Source organism: Lysinibacillus sp. FW301-JW8 (assembly GCF_058788755.1).
The window spans coordinates 38208-58777 of sequence record NZ_JBYTBB010000004.1 but is presented as its reverse complement, the minus strand read 5'-3'; the positions used below and the strand labels follow the sequence as shown (position 1 = coordinate 58777).

Sequence of the window (20570 nt, the reverse complement as noted above, 5' to 3'; positions counted from 1 at the left end):
TCTTTAGATGATGTTTTCTAAACCATATACAAGCTGATCCATTTTCATAACCTCTTCTACGCAAAAGGCTATCCCTGACATAAAAGAATTACGATTTAAAGAATCATGGCGTATCGTTAATAACTGTCCATCCCCACCAAATAAAACTTGTTGGTGTGCCACTAAACCTGGCAATCGGGCAGAATGTATGCGCATGCCATCAAACTCTCCCCCTCTAGCGCCAGCAATCGTTTCTTTTTCTTCAGGATGTCCTTGCACTTTTGGTGCTCGAACTTCTTGAATCAATTGTGCCGTTTTCACAGCCGTTCCAGATGGTGCATCTAGCTTTTGATCGTGGTGCATTTCAATAATTTCTACATCTGGTAAGTATTTTGCCGCCTCTTTCGCGAATTTCATCATCAATATTGCACCGATCGCAAAGTTTGGGGCAATAATGCAGCCTAGTTCTTTTTCTTTTGCAATTGCTGATAATTCCTCTAGTTGTCTATCTGTAAAACCTGTTGTACCTATGACAGGTCGTACATTTAAATGTAATGCTTCTTTTGTATGCTTATATACTGCATGTGGGTTCGTTAAATCCACTAGTACGTCTGGTGCGGCTGCCTCTACAAGATCATGCATTTCTGTAAATATAGGTACTGTATAGCTCGCTGGAAACATGTCTAAATCAGCTAACGTTTTTCCTACTTCCTTATAATCTAGTACAGCTACTAATTCCATTTTGTCATGTTTCATAACTGTATGTACAGCCTCAGCTCCCATTTTTCCCCTAGGTCCTGCAATTGCTACACGAATCGACATTATTCCTCATCCTTTCTAGTCCAGCGATCTTTATCTCTCGTTTCAAATTTATGTATGACGCGTAAAAGTGCTTCGTCTAATTTAATACCTTGTGCATTGGCAAAGCAAACTAACACAAAGAAAAAGTCGCCTAATTCTTCTTCGATGCTATTTGTTCCCTCTGTACTCTTTTTCTTTTTTTGTCCATAAGCATCCTGTACCTCTCGTGATAATTCACCAAGTTCCTCTGTTAACCGTGCCAATAATTCAAAGGGTGGGAAGTAACCTTCCTTAAATTGTCCTATATAATCATCAACACGCTGCTGTAAAGCTTGCATTGTCACTTGTTCAGTCATTAAAATCACACTCCTACATACCATCGTATAAAATTTACACCATTGTTGTCAAAAACAATAAAATATCAGATAATAGATAGCACTACTTCATTTGTTGGAACTACAGGAGGATACATGCTAAAACAGATTAAAATTCGCAATATCATAGCAATTATGCTCGGAGCTGCCATTTTTAGCTTTGGCTTCGTCCACTTTAACATGCAAAATCAGCTTGGTGAAGGTGGCTTAAGTGGAATTACGCTTATACTTTATTTTACACTAGGTTGGGACCCTGCCTTAATGAATTTACTATTAAATATTCCTATGTTTATCATAGGCTATCGTTTACTTGGAAAAAAGTCATTTGTTTATACACTTGTGGGAACTTTATCGGTATCTGTATTTCTTAAAGTTTTCCAAAAATATCAATTTACGATTCATTTAGAGGACGATATGTTACTCGTTGCTCTTTTTGCAGGTGTATTTGTTGGACTAGGGCTTGGCATCGTCTTTCGCTTTGGTGGTACGACTGGTGGTGTGGATATTTTGGCACGACTTGGACATAAATACTTTGGCTGGAGCATGGGTAAAACAATGTTCATCTTTGATGCCATCGTTATTATTCTATCATGGCTAACATTTTTAGATGCACGTTCTATGATGTATACGCTTGTTGCGGTATTTGTTGGAGCGCGTGTCATTGATTTTGTTCAAGAAGGGGCTTATGCTGCACGTGGAGCACTTATTATCTCTGAAAAATCAAGTACGATTGCCGAAATGATTGCACTGCGAATGGAACGTGGTATCACAATTTTAGAGGGACATGGTCATTTTACAAAGCAACAAAAGGAAGTAATATATTGTGTTATTGGTCGAAATGAGGTTGTTCGATTGAAATCGATCATTCATGATGTAGATCCCCACGCCTTTGTATCAATTATAGAAGTTCGTGATGTTGCAGGGGAGGGCTTTACCCTTGACAATCAAAAGCAGCCAATACATTAGGCAAGAGCATTTCATTAAAAGGCAAAGCGAGTTCCCACTGCATCTACATTTTAATTCCAAAAGAATTCAAACTGCTAGCTATCATTTCAGGCGAGCAGTTTTTTTCTCTGACTGATTATTGTTTATAGATAAAAAACTTGCCATAGTGGCGAATTCACCACTACAACAAGCTTTTACATTAATCATCACTACGCATATTTGTAAAGATTAACACTAAACGTAATAATTCTAAGACAGCTACCGCTGCGGCTGCAACATATGTTAATGCCGCTGCACTTAACACTTTTCGTGCTGGTCGCTCTTCCTCATTTGTAATAATACCTAGTGAATTCATCTGCACTAATGCACGCTTGGATGCATCAAATTCAACTGGTAATGTTACTAATTGGAAAACTACTCCTGCCGCTAATAATATGATACCTAACAACAAGAAATTCGAACTACTAGCAAAAATACCAATCATTACAAATATCCAAGATGCATTGGATGAAATATTTGCTACTGGAACTAGCTTACTACGTAATGTTAGCATGGAATAAGCTTCTTTATGTTGGATGGCGTGGCCCACCTCATGGGCAGCAACAGCAGCACCTGCAACACTCGCTTCATAAAAGTTACTTTCTGATAAAGCTACCGTTTTTGTTGCCGGATTATAATGGTCCGACAAAACTCCTTGCGTTGGAACAACTCGTACATCATATAAACCGTTCGCATCTAAAATCGCACGCGCTACCTCTGCACCTGTTTGTCCCTTCATTGTACGTTCTTTCGCAAACTTATTGTACGTGCCTTTGACCTTCATTTGAGCATATAGCGGCAGTAGCAATATAATCGCAAAATAAACAATATACATGGCTATTGACAATTTTCTAACCCCTTTCTACCTCGATACTATAATTCTATAATCAATACCCTAATTCGGCAAATATTTGCGCCACCTAATTGAGAAAATAGCTAAAAATATACATGCAATTGATAACCAAAACGTAAAATAGCCAATATAGTTAGTATAATCAGCTAAATCACGGTACATAGGCATTTGTCCAAACACATAATCAATAACATCATTATGCAATGTCCAAACCGCTGCCACAGCAATATGCCAATATGTAAAAACGTATTTCCCAATATAAAGGATTGCTTGAACAGCCATTGCAAAATGGGAGCCTACGAGCATCCATCCTTGCCAGCCAATCGAGCCTGTTTCAATCAGTGTCCAGATATTCATAACATCTGCCCAAATCCCATATTTCACCAACGTGACAAGGGCAAGGACTTCCATCAATGGCCAACTCTTTCCCAAAATCCAGACTAACAAAACAAAACAAAAGAATAAACTGGCAGTTGGGCTATCTGGCACAAAAATATAAAAAATGGGCTTTGTTATTGCTAGCTGCCAACCATACCAATAATAGCCGTAAATAGTTCCAAGTAGATTAATAATAAGTAATACAACTAAAAATGATTTATGTGTAAGGAGATACCAGATATTTGCACGTGTAATTTGCATGTTTAACACTCCTTTGTCTTACGTCTTTACTAAGATGCCTTTTTTAACTGTAATTATGTATCATATCGTTTTAATCTCCCCCATTTTGTGATGGGAAGACAATATCTATTCTAACAAAATGGCACAAACTATTCAGCTCGCAAACTGTCAAGCTTTTAAATTTATTGATACAGAAGTCTGATTTTGGAAGAGGTTTGCGCATATAAAATATTATTGTAATAAAATATATTTCATAGGAACTTTATTGAAGCTGATACAGTCTTATATAAAGCGAGAAAAAAAGAGCCAGTTTCCTGACTCTTTTAAACTAAGCCTATTCTTTAGCTTTTAAGCTTGCAATAAATTCAGCTAATTGCTTCGCTTCTTCATCTGTACCATTAAATAATCCTGCTGGCATTTTGCCACGACCATTATGAATAATATCTTCAATTTCTTCAGCTGTTAGTTCATTACCAAGTAATTGTGGAGCAGATGGACCACCTTTTAAGTCAGCAGCATGACAACCGATACAAGATTTAGCTTGTTCACCAGTGTCACCATTCCAAATTGCAAATCCTGGTAGAGATTCATCAATATCAACTTCAACCTCTTTTACAATGGCACCCATAGCCTTTTGAGCTTCCCAGTCATGGTTCACAACTGACTCCCAAGTTAAGTAGAACATAGCAGCCAAAGTTAATAACATAAACGCAGTCGGTAATGGACGTTTAGATGGACGACGTTCTGGACCTTTATCTAAAAATGGCATTAATAATAGAGCTCCAAATGCAAGACCTGGTATTACAATAGCTCCAATAACATTATATGGACCAGAAGCAAATGAGTATTTTAATAATTGATACATGAATAAGAAGTACCAGTCTGGTAATGGTATATAAGCTCTTGTTGGATCAGCCGGTCCTTCAAGTGGTGATGGATGGGCAACTGTTAATAATAAATAAGCAATTAAGAATACAGCACCTACCATCCACTCTTTAAGTAAGAAGTTTGGCCAGAAAGCTTCCGTCTTACCTGGATACTCAGAATAATCCTTTGGAACGTTCGGCATTCTGTGATTCGCTTTAATACGAGAATCACCAACAAATTTCATTCCTTTTCCGCGATGCATTGTTTCCCCTCCTTTAAAAAATCATCGAACCGTCAAGAACATTACAACGGTCCTGAAATTCCTTGACGACGAATCATGATAAAGTGCGCTGCAAGTAACCCAAACAATACTGCAGGTAAGAAGAATACATGAATCGCAAAGAATCGTGTTAACGTTTGAGCTCCAAGAATCGTTGAGTCACCCGCTAATAAGACTTTAATCATCCCACCGATAAACGGTACAGATGCAGCAATTTCGATACCTACTTTTGTAGCGAATAATGCTTTCATATCCCAAGGTAATAAGTATCCTGTAAAGCCTAGACCCATCATTACCCCAAAAATACCTACACCAACCATCCAGTTTAATTCACGAGGTTTCTTATAAGAACCTGTAAAGAATACACGAAGAGTATGTAAGAACATCATTACGATTACTAATGAAGCTCCCCAGTGGTGCATACCGCGTACGATTTCACCAAACGCTACTTCGTTTTGTAAATAATAAACTGACTTCCATGCATTCACTACATCTGGTACATAGTACATTGTTAGGAACATACCAGATAGAATTTGAATTACTGTAATGAAGAAAGTTAAACCTCCAAAACAATAAACGAATGCTGAAAAATGATGTGCAGGGTTCACGTGCTCAGGCACTTCGTGGTCGGCAATATCACGCCAAATCGGAGTAATATCTAAGCGTTCATCGACCCAATCATAAATTTTATTTAGCACTGTTTTGTACCCCCTTACTTAACTAGAGTATTTGCTTTAGTTGGACCAAGCCATAAGTAACCATCTTTTTCTTGTACTTCATATTCATCCAACGGACCTATAGGTGGTGTTCCTGCAATGTTTTTACCGTTTTTCTCGTAACGTCCAGCGTGACAAGGACAGAAGAATTGATTTGGATGTGCTGAATCTTGCTCCCAGCCAACCATACATCCTAAATGCTTACAAACAGGTGATAATGCAATTATTTGATCGCCTTCTTTGTAAACCCATGCTACGTTTGTTACTTCTGATTTGTACCATGCATCAACTTGTTCAAATTTTAAGTCAACTTTAATAGGTGTGTCAGTAATATCAGCGATTTTATGCTCTGTGTTTATAAAATCCCCACCACCATGATTTTGTAATACTGGGTCAATCGCAAAGCGAACCATTGGCATCAGCATACCTGCCGCCATAAAGCCACCTACACCAGTTAGTGTATAGCTTAGGAATTGACGACGTGAAACTCGATTATTACTCATTTTTTTCCCCCCTCTAACTTAAAGGTCAGTCCAACGGACATACTTTTACAAATAGTAATACTAGGACATATCTATGATATATCAAGTCCATAGCTTGGTCAATATAGCATTCTGTGGAAAGCTGGAGAATGTGAACATTTATTGAAACAAATTGTTAAATCTGTGCCCATTTGGTCGAAAAAGTTGGAATCACTTGTCGTAGTTGATCCTCAAGAATAGTATTTTTCACACCTTTTTCCATGCTTTCTAATGGAATCGCTGGCAGCCAAATAACATTTACTACATCTCCAATATTTGTCCAAAAATGGTCACAAGTAATGAAGAACACATGCTTAAAACCAGCATTATGTAATTGTGATTCTAGTTGTTGAGGTAACTCTTCGTTTTTCAAAGCTGCACTATACGAAAATGGCGGCAGCAGTAATAAACGACCTTTAAATTGCTGCTCAATAAATGATGTCAGTGATAACAAAAAATCAGCTTCTGCTCCGCTCTGTTTCATTTTTTCAGAAGTTAGATCGATAGATACGAGTGGAACAATTGCTGTATCGATAAATTCCTTCTGCGCCATAAACGATGTCACATCGTTTGCGTTAAAATACATTCAACAAACCTCCTTAATCTTACCAACATAAAAATGCCCTTCTCCACTCTTCAATTAGGATATCCAATAAAAAGTGAAAACAATCATTCACTAGTTATGTTACCATATTGAGGTGGATAAAGGACATTCAATTTTTACCTATCACTAATGTAAATTAGCCGTTTCCTTTAAAGCTTGTAACAAATTTGACAATTCATAAAAGCGCTCTTCATCTCCCTGATCAAGTGCTTCATCAATTTGTGCGAGTAATTTTTCTTCTTGGAATACGAGTAAGCTGTTGGAAAGCAGCTCTTCTGCCAGTAAACGGTCTTTTTCACTAACAATCAGTGTTTCTGGCATATAAGGGTTTTCTTCAAGAACTGCTAAGTATTGTGCACTTGGTGGTATATTCGGAAAATTCAATTGTATATACATATCTTCTTGTTCATGTAAGCGTAAATCATGAAAGGATTTCTCAGCATCTGCTGTCATTACATTGCCTTTATAAAAACGAAATGGCACACCTGTTGAGTCAACAGTTGACATCACCATTGCTCTTGGGCAATAGTGTGCTTCTTCAACAAATCGGATTCGCTTTAATAGCTCGTCATTACTTAAAAGGTAATTTAAAATCCATACACACTCACGACGTTTCAATTGATAATTTTTTAAAAACCATCGAACAAATGCTTTTTTATCGACAACTGATACAGAAGCAGTCATACCCACTCCCTCCTTTACTCAAATTCTAAGGATTCTAACTTCTCTTGCCACTCTGGTTCACCTGGTTGAATAGCTATTAATTGGCCGAGTACTTCCTTCGCTTCTGAACGCTTTCCTTCCTCTAACAAGAAGTAAACATATTTTTCTAAAAATGTTGCGTCTTCCTTAAAATCATTATATGCCAAACTGTAAAATTCGTATGCACGGTCGTACAATTCTAAATTTTCATATGCCTCTGCAGCAAACGGATATAGAGCGCTCCATTCAAAATCATTTTGCTGCAATGTCTCAAATAATTCGATGACATCTTCAAAACGTTCCTGCTGTGCTAAAAGAGAAATTAAGACTAATACTGCCTCCATGTATTCAGGATCTAACGCAATCGCTTCACGTAAATACTGTTCTGCCTCAGCCTGTAGTCCATTTTTCAGTGCCATTTTGCCAGCAAATAAATACAAGGATTTATCGTATTCATCACGCTTTAAACCTTCCAGAATAGCGCTATAGGCTTTTTTATTATCATCTGTCATGGCATAGCTTTCAGCAAGTAATAAATAGGCAGAAAAATAATCAGGATCTAATTCTTTTAATTCTTCTAATTGTTTTATCGCCATTTCATATTTTTGTGATTGAAATGCAGAATAAGCTGCGCCAAATAAAATATCTGGCTTCACTTCATCCTCAAGAGCTGCTAAATAATACTCTAAAGCTGTTTCATAGGCAGCACCGGCTCTATATACCTCAGCAAGACGTTCTAGAAGACTGACACCTGCAAACTCACCCTGTTGTGCATTTAACTCTTCATATAGTCTCGCAGCCTCTAAAAAACGACCTGTTTCAAATAATAGCTCTGCTTTGGCAAAATGTAATAATGGTTCATCAGGTAAAATAGCTAACGCCTCATTGATACGTTTTTCCGCTACCTCAAACAAACCTTGCATTTGATAATAATCCGCTAATACTAATAAAGCTTGTGGATATTCCGGTGAGGTCTCCTCAATTTCCAGTAATAAATCTAATGCCTCATCCTCATTACCAAGCTCCATTAATACATTTGCACGATCGATTTTTAACTGTGCCTCATCTGGAAATAAAAATTGCAAATGCTCCAGTACACGGTCAGCTTCTTTCATATACCCATACTGCATAAAAACCTCAGCTAGTGCATAAATTTCCTCGGGTAGCTCCTTTATTAAAAAAGATTCCAGCAGCTGATCAATTAAAGCTAAGTCCCCTTGTTCAAGTGCTTGCATCATTTCAGTCATCGCATTGTTCACAGTTATTCACCTATTCTTTCATTGATATCTTTATGCTACAAAACATTTTCTTTCGAAACAAGAAAAAACTCCCCAATTACTTGGGAAGTCATTCATCGTTTTTTACTTTACAGACTCGATATGCTCAAAAAATGTTGGATAAGACACTGCTATACAGTCAGCGTCGTCTAATGTAACCGCTCCGTCTGTTATAAGTGCTGCTACAGCGCCCATCATACCAATACGATGATCACCATATGTTTTGAGGCTGGCACCTAGTAATGGCGTTGGTCCTTCAATCACCATTCCATCTTCGGTAGCTTCAATTTTTGCACCAAGCTTTCTTAATTCATCTACCACAGCCGTTATTCGGTCTGTTTCCTTCACTTTTAGCTCCTCTGCATCCTTAATGATGGTTTTGCCGTCCGCCTGTGTGGCTAATAAAGCAAGAATTGGAATTTCATCGATAAGTCGAGGAATAATCTCCCCCTCAATTGTAGTGGCTTTTAATGATGAGGTTTCAATTGTAATTGTTGCAATCGGCTCTGCCTGACTATCTTCATTTGGAATCACTGTCATTGATGCACCCATATTTTGAAGAATTTCAATGATACCGTCGCGAGTTGGATTAATTCCGACATTTTCTAGTGTGATTTTACTATTATGACAGATAGCTCCTGCCACTAAGAAAAAGGCAGCTGACGAAATATCACCAGGTACAGACACATGTGTCCCTGTCAGAGTTTGACCGCCTTCAAATGAGATTACACCATCCCGCACATCAATCTCTGCACCAAATTGACGGAGCATGCGTTCAGTATGATCTCTAGATATTTCTGTTTCTCGTACGATAGTGGTACCTTCCGCACGTAAGCCTGCCAGTAGAACAGCCGATTTCACTTGTGCACTTGCAACAGGCATATGATAATCAATCGCCTGTAACGGTGTCCCCTGGATAGCTAACGGGGTGTATTGACCATTGACTCTCCCTGTAATGTGTGCGCCCATTTGACGTAAAGGATCTATGACACGACGCATTGGTCGCTTGCCAATCGACGCATCCCCTGTCATTACTGAATGGACGTTGGAACCTGCTAGAATCCCTAACATTAGGCGTGTCGTTGTCCCTGAGTTGCCAGTATATAATACCTCTGTAGGTTCTTGCCATCCGTCTATTCCTGGACTGTCTAGGGAGACATTGGTGCCTTCCACATCTATTTTTACACCGAGTTTACGGAAGCAATCAATTGTACTTAAACAATCCTCTCCTAATAAAAAGCCATCTACTGTCGTTTTACCTGTTGCAATAGCTCCAAACATAACAGAACGGTGAGAAACAGATTTGTCACCTGGGATCGTTAAAGTTCCTTGTAAGGAAGGTTTATTATATTGTAATATTTTTTTACTCATTTTTTTCCCTCCAATATGAAGATAAAAAGCGCCGTAATTCGACGCTTTCTTTGTAAATAGGCATTTCTCTAACTATGGAGCACCTATGAAATATATGTTTCAAATTTTGCACGCTTTTGGATGCATGCTGCTGCACGTTCACGGTCACTTTCATTTTGCAGACTAATTACAAGAATCCCAAAAACATCCTCTCTGGACTCTACGATACGTAAATTCGTAATACTGATCGCTTCATCTGCAAGCAGGCCTGTTACTTCAGAAATGACCCCTGGATAGTCGGGAACATCTACATATAAGTCAAATGATGTAAACATTGCTCCTGCACTTATCGGTAATTCATCTCTAAGCTCTTTCGCTACCGCAAAATAGCCTTCAATATCATTCGAACTCCCATGTAGTAGGAGCTCCTTCACACGCCCCATTTCCTTTTCCCAGCCCTCTAGTTGGGCAATGAGTTCATCACGGTTTTGTAATGTAATATCTCGCCATAAAATCGGATTGGATGAGGCAATACGTGTTACATCACGGAAGCCTCCCGCCGCAAGTGAGCGTGTCATCGGATATTCCCCATTTTCACCGCCCAATTGATGCACAAGAGAGGCAGCTACTACATGTGGAAAGTGACTAACAACAGCTGTCATATGATCATGCTCGCGAGCTGAAACACTGACTACTTTTGCATGTGTGAATTTTAATAAACTTTCAAGCTGTGCCATGTTGATAATTTCTTCACCAGCCAGTGGTGTCAGCATATAATATGCATTTTCAAAAAGATGGGCTTTCGCAGCTAGTACACCGCTTTTATGAGAGCCCGCCATTGGATGACCCCCAATAAAGGTAATGCCTAGCTCTCGTAATTCCCCGGCCTTTTGCATAATCATTTTTTTTGTACTTCCTGTATCTGTTACAATAACTTTTTTCTTTAATGGCCATGTTTTCAATTGTTCCATCCACTCTAGTGTTGCGTTAACGGGCGTCCCAAAAATTATGACATCTACGTCTCCAGCAACTGATTTGGGATCTACCACAATGTCATGAACGATATTTAGCGTTTGGGCATGTTCACGTGTTTTAGCATCCATATCATAGCCAATAATTTTCGTTTCTGGTGCCTTCTGTAATGCCAAGGCAATTGAGCCTCCAATTAGGCCAAGCCCAATTACGAGTACTTTGCGTGTCATGCAAAAACCCCTTGCTCTTTAAGGACATTCTCAAGTTGACCGAGTAACGCTTCATTTTGAGCCTCAGTACCAATTGTTACGCGGATAAATCCAGGTAATCCTAAAGCCTTTCCACTTCGGACTATAAAGCCTCGTTTCATCAGCTCGTGGAATACAACATCGCTATCAGCATTAATATTAAAGAAAATAAAGTTTGTATCAGTAGGGAAGTATTTCAAATTATATTTTTCACAAAATTCAATATATTGCTTTTTACCGTTTTCATTCGCATCACGACATGCTTGTATATAATCTTGATCACTTAAAGCGATTGCCGCAACTGCTTGGCTTAATATAGTATTGTTAAATGGCGCTCTTACTGGGTCTAGCTTAGCAATGACATCTGGTTGTCCAATTGCATAGCCAACGCGGAATGAAGCAAGACCATATGCTTTTGAAAATGTGCGCAATAATAGTATATTTGGATACTCCTCGATTAATGGGAGCGTATCTTTATGTTCAGGATGTGTCACATATTCGATATAGGCTTCATCTAATACAACAAGGACATCATTTGGTACCTTTGCAAGGAAGGCCCGTAAGTCAGTATCCGGAATAACAACACCTGTTGGATTATTTGGACTACACACCCAAACAATAGATGTTCGCTCATCAATTGCCGCTGCCATTGCATCTAAATCATGTGCACCTTCAATACATGGAATTTTACGTACTTCTGCACCTTCTATTTCAGCATTATGCCAGTATTGGGAGAAGGATGGGTCAGCCATAACTGTATTTACCCCTGGATACAACAAAGCACGTGTAATAATAGCAATGATATCGTCAGAGCCGTTACCAAAAAGAAGCTGTGTTTCTTTCACACCTAGAAAATTTGCAACAGCCGTACGAAGATTTTGTGCATAGCCATCTGGATAAAGGGCATGATTCACTGCATTATTTTGTAAATAAGCCGTTACCTTAGGTGAGCATCCAAACGGGTTTTCATTCGATGCTAATTTAATGACTTCCTTTAAGCCATATTCACGTTGTACTTCTTCAATTGGTTTACCTGGCTTATAAGCTTGCATACCGTCCAATTGTTGTTTCCATTTCATCTCAAACATCTCCTCTACTTATTTAGCTTGGGCTAAATCTGGTCTTAATTTCACTGCATCATTGAGATACAAGTGCTTTACATCTTTTTGTGCTACTTCTACATCAGCATGAATTAATACACGAATACATAATGGTAATGCATTTGGTACATCCATTTCATGTGTGCACATAACAGGGACATATTGCCACCCGTCCATTAATCGTACGGCACGTGCTGGAAATGCAGACGTAATATCAGGTGTTGTGGAAATAAGAATTGAAGCAATATCATCCACCTCTACTTGATTTGCTTCTACTACTTCTCGCACTAATCTTGCTGTCTCATCCCATACAAGCTCCGGCTTGTCAGATTCAATTGTAATTGCTCCTCTAAGTCCACGAATCATACAAGCACCTCCGCTAATAGCTGTCGAAATTCTGCATCTACCTCTTTGCACTCTACTAGATCAATTGGCTGCACAAAAGGATTACCTACTTTTTTCAGTAAAACAAATTGCAAAATCCCATACTCTGCTTTTTTATCTTTCAGTAAATACTCTGTTAATTGGTCAAAAGTATAATCATTTACAGCCTCAAATGGATAACCATTCTTCACTGCAAAATGTAAAAATGATTTAGTAAAGTGGCGATCTAGCTCACCATATCGTTCACTTAATAATAAGCAATAGACAAGCCCAATCATAACTGCTTCACCATGCGCTACTTTCCCATAACCCGCTGCAGCTTCAATAGCATGTCCATACGTATGACCTAAGTTCAAAAACTTCCGTACAGATTGCTCTGTTTCATCTTCAGCAACAATTTGAGCCTTCACTTCAATACCCTTTCGAAGCTGTATTGCTAATTCTTCTGTACTGAAATGAATGACCGTTTCGGCTGCCATTAATTCCTCTAACCATGCGGCATTAGATATCATGGCATGCTTTATCACTTCTGCAGTACCCGAACGTACCTCACGTTCAGGTAAACTCTCAATAAATACAGTATCGTAAATAACCCCCTCAGGTTGATAAAACGCGCCAATCATATTCTTTCCTAGTGGATGATTAATAGCTGTTTTACCACCAACTGCTGAGTCGTGTGCCAAAATGGTTGTTGGAATTTGAATAAATGGTACTCCACGCATAAATGTAGCAGCAACAAAGCCAGTTAAATCTCCCACAGCACCTCCGCCAAATGCAAAAACAAAGGACTTGCGAGAGCATTTTTGCCGTAATAAAAATGTCTGTGCTGCATTGTATTGTTCGAAGGTTTTGCATGCCTCACCACTTGGTAAGACAAATACCTCAAACTCATATGGAAAATTTGCCTTGAAATAATCTCCTTGAGCTGCCCATACATTGACATCTGTAAAAACAATGAGTTTATCAGCTTTTTGAAGTTTATCCTCAAATGATTTTACTGCTTTCGTTAAAAAATTATGACCAAGAACAACCTCATATTGATGTGATTTTGTTGCAACTGGAACTCGCATAAATTAGAACCCCTTTGTATAACGACGTTGTTCTTCGATTTGAGCTTTTAGTTGTGGTAATTGATCACTATGGAATTGCTCTAAAATAGCATTCGCAATTTCCCAGGCAATAACGTGCTCAGCTACAACTGATGCTGCAGGTACTGCACAGCTATCAGAGCGCTCTACGCTTGCTTTAAATGGTTCTTTTGTTTCGATATCAATGCTTTGCAAAGGTTTATATAATGTAGGAATTGGCTTCATAACACCGCGTACTACAATTGGCATTCCTGTAGACATTCCGCCTTCTAAGCCACCTAGGCGATTTGTTGCACGTGTATAGCCTTGTTCTTCAGTCCAAGTAATTTCATCATGTACTTCAGAACCTTTGCGACGTGCCATTTCAAAGCCAATTCCAAATTCAACACCTTTAAATGCATTAATAGACAGCATAGCGGCTGCTAATTTGGCATCAAGCTTACGATCATAATGAACATATGATCCAACACCAGCTGGCATTCCTTCAACGATAACCTCTACAACACCACCAATTGAATCACCAGCTTTTTTCGCTTCGTCAATCGCCTCTACCATTTTGGCAGAAGCCTCTGGATCTACACAGTAGCATGGGTCTGCTTCAATAATTGCACGAATTTCATCAGCAGATTTTCCCTCCACTAAAGAAGTATCTGCCTTAATACCAATAATTTCTGTTACATGAGACACAATAGAGATGCCTAATTCATTTAATAAAGCTTTAGCCACTGAACCTACAGCTACACGAACAGTTGTCTCACGTGCAGAGGAACGTTCTAGCACATTCCTTAAATCACGATGTCCGTATTTCATGCCTCCTACTAAGTCAGCATGCCCTGGTCGTGGTCGTGAAATTTGACGTTTGATGTCTTCTGGATTCACATCTTCTGATAAAGGCTCTGCTCCCATAATTTTAGTCCAATGCTTCCAATCATCATTTGTGACTACGAGTGCTACGGGAGAACCAAGTGTTTGACCATGACGAACACCAGCAACTATTTCCACTGTATCTGTTTCGATTTGCATACGTCGACCGCGACCATGTCCTCCTTGACGACGCTTTAAATCGTGGTTAATTTTTTCTGTTGTAATTGGCAAGAGTGATGGTAATCCCTCAATAATTGTTGTTAATTGGGGACCGTGTGACTCTCCCGCTGTTAAGTAACGCATAAACGCTTTCTCCCTTCAACTCGCTAAAGTATGTATTTTTCACTATAACATATATTCTCTAAAAAAACAGTCCTTTTGCAAATGTCTTTCAGCCTCTCGTTCATTGTTTACAAATTTTGAAATGTTCTAGCAACTTATGAATTTAAAGCAATTCTATCCTAGACTGAAAACACTATTTTAAATGCGAATATTCTGAACGATTTACATACATCACATTTAAAACGTCATCTATCTAGTAGTGATTCTCAACATAATGAGATACAGCTATCGATTCAAACGTAAATTGTGATTTTTCATTCGCTCAACTATAAAATAAAAAATACGCCTTTTGCTTATGACAAGCGAAAAGCGTACGATTTATTTATGTCTGATGCCTTCAAATATGTACATGACATTCATACGGTCTATTGTACCAGTGCTTTTCTCATATTATTAATTATTTTCGTCTATAAAAGAACGTATCTTCCACGTCAAACTCATAGCGTGATGGATTAAAGATTTGCTCTGTTGAACCAACAAACAATACTCCATCCTTCCGCAATGCTTTACTAAAATTCCCATAAATCTGATCCTTTGCATCTTCTGTAAAGTAAATCATCACATTACGACACACTATTAAATCATAATTCGAATCGTAGGAATCATTCAGAAGGTTATGCTTTTTAAAAGTCACACAACGTTTAATTTCATCTTTGACTCTAAAGAAGGCGCCTTCTTGTTCAAAATACTTGGCTTTAATATCGTTTGGCACCTCTGCTAAAGAACGCTCTGGATACACACCTAACTTTGCCTTTTGAATGACATTTTCATCCAAATCTGTGGCAATAATTTGAATTTGAGATAAGGGTACTAATTGAGATAATACCATCACTAGTGAATACGGTTCTTCACCTGTTGAACAAGCAGCACTCCAAATTTTCAAACGCTTATTTGATTGCAATAATTTTGGGAATATTTTCTTTTGTAACACTTCCCAGCGTTTACCATTTCGATAAAATTCAGAAACATTGATCGTCATGCGATCTAAAAACTCATTCATTAAATCACGATCTTGTTCAAGTGCCCTTAGAAAGTCTACAAAATTACGATATCCTTTTTTCTCATATAGAGAAGTCAATCGTCTTTTCATTTGCGCTTCTTTATATAACGCTAAATCTATTCCTGTTTTGCGCTTGATACCTTCTATAAATTGTTCATAATCAGACATACGGTTATCTTCCCCTCTAGCGTCGTATTTCCATTATAGCGGAAAAGTGCCAATCCTGAAATAGTCTTTCAACTGTTATCCAAGTTACTTATTTGAATTTTGTTTTTCCTCTAGTAATAACACTTTCGATTGCTCTAGTTCTAGACGCATTTTTTCTGTCTCCATCGTATATGTTTCTAATCTGAGCTTTTCTAATTCCAGCTCTTTATCGATAGATTTTAGTTTAATTTTTTGCTGCCTTGTGCGGGCGTCCGTAAAAATGCCGGCTAAAGAAATTATGACTCCTCCAATAATCGCAACAATTGCAATTGACAATACGTCCACATCCTTTCGTTAATAATGATTATACGGCAAAATGGAAAAAATAGTTTCATTTTTTCTGTTCATTCTTACATCAATTTATGAATATTTTCCCAATCGAAATATTCCCATAAAAAATGAAGGTAGTTCATCACCACCTTCAAAGTCTTAGTTTATTGTACCTCTACTCGATAGTCCTTCAAGTCTTCTCGTAATTTTGCCTTTAAGAATTTACCGACAGAGGTCTTCGGTACCTCATCTAAAAATACGATGTCATCTGGAATCCATGTTTTATGGAATTGATTCTCCAAATCAGTTAGTAGCTCTTCCTTTGTGATGTTGTCTTTATATTCAGGCTTTGGCACAACACATGCTAAAGGTCGTTCAATCCACTTTTCATGAGGAATTGCGATTACTGCCGCCTCAAATACTTTAGGATGTGACATTAAGGCATTCTCAAGCTCCACTGACGAAATCCATTCCCCTCCACTTTTAATTAAATCCTTTGTACGGTCTGTAATTTTTATATAACCATCAGCTGTCATGACTGCAATATCCCCTGTGTAGAGCCAGCCATCTTTAAAGGCTTCGGATGTACGTTCATCATTATAGTACTCTCCAGCAACCCATGGACCTCTAATTGTCAGTTCCCCCATTGTTTTGCTGTCCCAAGGAACTTCACCATTTTCATTAACAACACGTGTTTCAATAAGCGGCACTGTTATGCCCTGTGTGATTCGTACATCCATTTTTTCATCCGACGTATAATCTTGCATATGTGTTAAATATGTGGACAAGCTAACTAGTGGAGACGTTTCTGTCATGCCATAGCCTGTAATGTAAGGAATTTTAAGCTCCTGTTCAAAACCACGAACGAGTCCCTGCGGTGATGCAGACCCTCCACAAACAATTAAACGCAATGAGGATAAATCACGTGAATTTTTTCGTTGCTCCTGTAATACGCCAAGCCAAATTGTTGGCACACCAGCAGTTAGTGTAACCTTATATGTTTCAAATAAATCTAATAGCAGCTGCGGTGTAAACATAGGTCCAGGTAACACCTGTGTTGCACCAAATAAAACGCTAGCGAATGGAAATCCCCAAGCATTTGCATGGAACATTGGGACAACAGGTAATACAACATCTGCTTCACTAATTGCAATACTATCAGAGAGTCCTGCAGCGATACTGTGAAGAACGATACTGCGATGCGTATAAACGACACCCTTTGGCATCCCTGTAGTTGCGCTTGTGTAGCACATGCCAGCTGGTGTATTTTCATCTAAGTCCTCAGGGAATGTAAAACAATCATTTGCTTTTTTAAGCAATTCTTCATAGGAAAGCGCATTTGGTAAGGGGATGGTTTCCGGTATGACTGCATCTCCCATTACGATAAAATGCTTCACGGTTTTCAACTGAGAGACAATTGGTGCAATAAGTGGCACCAAGTTATCGTCAATGAGTAATATTTCGTCCTCCGCATGATTAATAACATAGACCATATGTTCAGGTGCTAAACGAATATTAATCATATGCAAAACAGCTCCTGCACATGGGACAGCAAAATAGGCTTCTAAATGTCGGTGATGGTTCCAAGCAAAGGTCCCCACCTTCGTTCCACGTTCCATCCCTAATTTTGAAAGGGCGTCAGCTAATTGACGAGTCCGTTTTACATAGTCTTTGTAAGTAAACTCATGAATAGTTGCAGGGCTTGTCCGTGAATATATTTTCTTTGCATGGAAAAATCGTTCTGCTCGATTCAAAAAACTTGTTAATACTAAAGGTGTATCCATCATATTCATAACAATGCTCTCCCCTTTGTTCACAAAATTTTTGAAACATCCAAGGCTGACTGCTGCAAGCATAATATTTATGTTACTAATGTTTTGATAGAAATGTAGCTCTAGCTTTTCATGATATCCGCTACTTCGACTGCATACGAATAGCGCCGTCTAAGCGTATTACCTCACCATTTAATAAACCATTTTGAATAATACTTTCGACCAATTGTGCATATTCAGATGGTTTCCCAAGACGTTTAGGAAATGGCGTCATTTTTGCAAGTGCCTCTCGTGTTGGCTCTGGCAATGATGCAAACATTGGTGTCTCAATCAACCCTGGTGCAATGGTCATCACACGCACACCTATCTCTGCTAATTCCCGAGCAATTGGCAATGTCATCGCTGCTACACCGCCCTTTGATGCGCTATAGGCTGTTTGTCCTATTTGCCCATCAAACGCAGCTACCGATGCAGTATTGATAATAACGCCACGTTGACCATCCTCATTCGGCACATTATGCTGCATTTTCTCAGCTGCAAGACGAATAACATTGAAGGTACCGATTAAATTGACAGCAATGACCTTTTCAAATAAAGCAAGCGCATGGACACCACGCTTTGAAATTACTTTACTTGCATCCGCAATACCTGCACAGTTAACTGCAACGTTAATGGAACCGAACATAGTTAACGCTAGTTCTAGCCCTGCCGTTACATCCGCTTCTTTTGTTACATCAACGTGTGCATATCCAACACTATTTCCTAATTCCTCTGATAGAGCATGTCCTCGCTCGTCATTGACATCAAAAATAACGGCTCTACCACCCTCAGCAACGATTTTTCGTACAGTGGCTTCCCCTAATCCAGATGCGCCTCCTGTAACAATGGCTATTACTTCATGACATTTCATCCACTACAACCCCTTTTATATTTTTTCAATAATAGTGGCATTTGCCATGCCCATACCTTCACAGATAGCAAGTAATCCATAACGCAAACTTTCCCGTTCCATTCGGTAGAGCATCGTAGTTAGTAGCTTTGTACCCGTTGCCCCTAATGGGTGACCTAAAGCAATTGCTCCCCCATCTGGATTGAGCTTTTCTGGATCTGCTCCAATTTCATGCAACCAAGCAAGTGGCACAGGCGCAAAAGCTTCGTTCACTTCGTACGTATCAATGTCTTCAATCTTTAGACCTGACCGTTCTAGTGCTCTTCTAGTTGCCTCTATTGGACCAGTTAACATCAGAGTTGGATCTGAGCCGACGACAACTCTTGTGATGATTTTAGCAAGCGGCTTTATACCAAGTTCCTGTGCCTTCTCTATGGACATAATGACGATTGCCGATGCACCATCACTCATTTGACTTGCATTACCAGCTGTAATTACACCATCCTCCTGAAAAACTGTTTTCAATCCATTTAATCGATCAATTGTCGTTTCAGCTCGTGGTCCCTCATCAACAGAAAATGTGGAAACAGAGCCATCCTCTTGTGTTACTTGAATTGGCAGTATTTCATCTGTAAAATAGCCAGCTCCTATCGCTGCTAATGCTCGCCTATGACTATTGCAAGCATAGTTATTTAACTGCTCCTTTGAGAAGCTCCATTTTTCAGCCATTTTCTCTGCTGATAAACCTTGGTGAATAATGGCATAGTTATCCTGTAAGCGTTTACCCTCATGAGCACTCTGCATATTCGTACCCATTGACACCCTCGTCATACTCTCAACCCCGCCAGCTATAACGATATCCATATCCCTCGCTAAAATGGCCTGTGCCGCAAAATGAACGGCCTGCTGACTTGAACCACATTGTCGATCAATAGTTACACCAGGAACAGTCTCAGGAAAGCCTGCCATTAATAAGGCTGTTCGAGCAATGTTAGCACCTTGTTCAGCCGTTTGTGTCACACAGCCTAAAATAACATCCTCAACCTGATTCTTCTGGATTCCTGCGCGTTGTACCACCTCTTGTAGAACATCTGCGGCTAAATCATCCGCTCGTACATTGCATAATGCCCCTTTTCTTCTACCAACTGCTGTACGAACAGCCGCTACAATCACCACTTCTCTCATCATGAAAAACCCCTTTGCAACGTAATTCTACTATTTCCTATCACTTTAAAGTGTATTGGGAAGTTATGAAATATATTCTTGATTATTAAACTATTGAAAAACTTTAATTATCAGAATATTATAGCATTTATTGTACATGAGTAAGAAGTTTTTAACAATTCTACATGTATCTAGAGACATTTAATTGAGATCTAGGACTCTATCCATTACTTTGATTGTTTTATCCATCAGTTTGAGGTCCTATCCAGCACTTTGATGATTCTATCCGTCAGTTCGTGAATTCTATCAGTCACTCCTCTAAATCAGCGCAATAAAAAAGCAAT

The 20570-nt window shown here is 38.9% G+C and carries 22 protein-coding genes; 1 reads left to right on the top strand and 21 read right to left on the bottom strand.

Features of this window, described 5'->3' with window-relative positions:
• Positions 1-3: 3 nt before the first annotated feature.
• Positions 4-801: a 4-hydroxy-tetrahydrodipicolinate reductase gene (gene dapB / locus AC3WOM_RS02850; RefSeq protein ID WP_492444834.1), complete on the bottom strand. Its 798-nt coding sequence runs from the start codon at positions 799-801 to the stop codon at positions 4-6.
• Entirely contained in the window at positions 801-1136 is a 336-nt protein-coding gene (locus tag AC3WOM_RS02845; RefSeq protein ID WP_492444832.1) for a nucleotide pyrophosphohydrolase, read from the bottom strand. The genes dapB and AC3WOM_RS02845 overlap by 1 nt, the downstream gene beginning before the upstream one ends.
• Before the next feature lie 114 nt (positions 1137-1250).
• On the opposite strand from AC3WOM_RS02845, the gene AC3WOM_RS02840 reads away from it, so the two are divergent.
• Complete coding sequence (locus AC3WOM_RS02840) at positions 1251-2120, top strand: YitT family protein (protein ID WP_492444831.1); 870 nt, start codon at positions 1251-1253, stop codon at positions 2118-2120.
• Between the two features lie 178 nt (positions 2121-2298).
• On the opposite strand, the gene AC3WOM_RS02835 is transcribed toward AC3WOM_RS02840, so the two are convergent.
• From AC3WOM_RS02835 to AC3WOM_RS02745, 19 genes are all read right to left on the bottom strand, one after another.
• A complete protein-coding gene (locus AC3WOM_RS02835) occupies positions 2299-2973 on the bottom strand; it encodes a zinc metallopeptidase (protein ID WP_427544507.1) in 675 nt (224 codons plus the stop codon).
• 60 nt (positions 2974-3033) lie between these two features.
• Positions 3034-3630, bottom strand: coding sequence for a lipoprotein heptaprenylglyceryl N-acetyltransferase LhaT (gene lhaT, locus AC3WOM_RS02830; RefSeq protein ID WP_427544384.1), 597 nt, complete (start codon positions 3628-3630; stop codon positions 3034-3036).
• Positions 3631-3943: 313 nt separating this feature from the next.
• Complete coding sequence (locus tag AC3WOM_RS02825) at positions 3944-4738, bottom strand: c-type cytochrome (protein ID WP_492444829.1); 795 nt, start codon at positions 4736-4738, stop codon at positions 3944-3946.
• A 41-nt stretch (positions 4739-4779) separates the two neighbouring features.
• Positions 4780-5454 carry a menaquinol-cytochrome c reductase cytochrome b subunit gene (gene qcrB, locus AC3WOM_RS02820; RefSeq protein ID WP_054770303.1) on the bottom strand — a complete coding sequence of 225 codons (675 nt, stop codon included), beginning with the start codon at positions 5452-5454 and terminating at the stop codon, positions 4780-4782.
• A 14-nt stretch (positions 5455-5468) separates the two neighbouring features.
• Entirely contained in the window at positions 5469-5975 is a 507-nt protein-coding gene (locus tag AC3WOM_RS02815; protein WP_492444827.1) for a Rieske (2Fe-2S) protein, read from the bottom strand.
• Between the two features lie 154 nt (positions 5976-6129).
• Entirely contained in the window at positions 6130-6579 is a 450-nt protein-coding gene (locus AC3WOM_RS02810) for a DUF2487 family protein (protein WP_492444825.1), read from the bottom strand.
• A gap of 144 nt (positions 6580-6723) precedes the next feature.
• Positions 6724-7281: a ReoY family proteolytic degradation factor gene (locus AC3WOM_RS02805; protein ID WP_427544396.1), complete on the bottom strand. Its 558-nt coding sequence runs from the start codon at positions 7279-7281 to the stop codon at positions 6724-6726.
• A 14-nt stretch (positions 7282-7295) separates the two neighbouring features.
• Positions 7296-8546: a tetratricopeptide repeat protein gene (locus AC3WOM_RS02800; protein WP_492444920.1), complete on the bottom strand. Its 1251-nt coding sequence runs from the start codon at positions 8544-8546 to the stop codon at positions 7296-7298.
• Positions 8547-8660: 114 nt separating this feature from the next.
• Complete coding sequence (gene aroA, locus AC3WOM_RS02795) at positions 8661-9947, bottom strand: 3-phosphoshikimate 1-carboxyvinyltransferase (protein WP_492444823.1); 1287 nt, start codon at positions 9945-9947, stop codon at positions 8661-8663.
• Positions 9948-10030: 83 nt separating this feature from the next.
• Positions 10031-11128 (bottom strand): prephenate dehydrogenase, encoded by a 1098-nt coding sequence (locus AC3WOM_RS02790; RefSeq protein WP_427544401.1) that lies wholly within the window; start codon positions 11126-11128, stop codon positions 10031-10033.
• Positions 11125-12225: a histidinol-phosphate transaminase gene (gene hisC, locus AC3WOM_RS02785; protein WP_492444821.1), complete on the bottom strand. Its 1101-nt coding sequence runs from the start codon at positions 12223-12225 to the stop codon at positions 11125-11127. The genes AC3WOM_RS02790 and hisC overlap by 4 nt, the downstream gene beginning before the upstream one ends.
• Before the next feature lie 18 nt (positions 12226-12243).
• Complete coding sequence (aroH, locus tag AC3WOM_RS02780) at positions 12244-12612, bottom strand: chorismate mutase (protein WP_427544407.1); 369 nt, start codon at positions 12610-12612, stop codon at positions 12244-12246.
• Positions 12609-13700 carry a 3-dehydroquinate synthase gene (gene aroB, locus AC3WOM_RS02775; protein WP_427544410.1) on the bottom strand — a complete coding sequence of 364 codons (1092 nt, stop codon included), beginning with the start codon at positions 13698-13700 and terminating at the stop codon, positions 12609-12611. Before aroB ends, aroH begins: the two co-directional genes overlap by 4 nt.
• Positions 13701-13703: 3 nt before the next feature.
• Positions 13704-14885, bottom strand: a complete 1182-nt coding sequence (gene aroC, locus AC3WOM_RS02770) for a chorismate synthase (protein WP_427544413.1) — start codon at positions 14883-14885, stop codon at positions 13704-13706.
• 436 nt (positions 14886-15321) lie between these two features.
• Complete coding sequence (locus AC3WOM_RS02765) at positions 15322-16092, bottom strand: CheR family methyltransferase (RefSeq protein WP_427544416.1); 771 nt, start codon at positions 16090-16092, stop codon at positions 15322-15324.
• Between the two features lie 84 nt (positions 16093-16176).
• Positions 16177-16407 carry a hypothetical protein gene (locus AC3WOM_RS02760; protein WP_283871531.1) on the bottom strand — a complete coding sequence of 77 codons (231 nt, stop codon included), beginning with the start codon at positions 16405-16407 and terminating at the stop codon, positions 16177-16179.
• A gap of 158 nt (positions 16408-16565) precedes the next feature.
• Complete coding sequence (locus AC3WOM_RS02755) at positions 16566-18194, bottom strand: long-chain fatty acid--CoA ligase (RefSeq protein ID WP_427544419.1); 1629 nt, start codon at positions 18192-18194, stop codon at positions 16566-16568.
• Positions 18195-18315: 121 nt separating this feature from the next.
• Positions 18316-19083, bottom strand: coding sequence for a 3-hydroxyacyl-CoA dehydrogenase (locus AC3WOM_RS02750; protein ID WP_492444818.1), 768 nt, complete (start codon positions 19081-19083; stop codon positions 18316-18318).
• A gap of 15 nt (positions 19084-19098) precedes the next feature.
• Complete coding sequence (locus AC3WOM_RS02745) at positions 19099-20247, bottom strand: thiolase family protein (protein WP_492444918.1); 1149 nt, start codon at positions 20245-20247, stop codon at positions 19099-19101.
• Between the last annotated feature and the right edge of the window lie 323 nt (positions 20248-20570).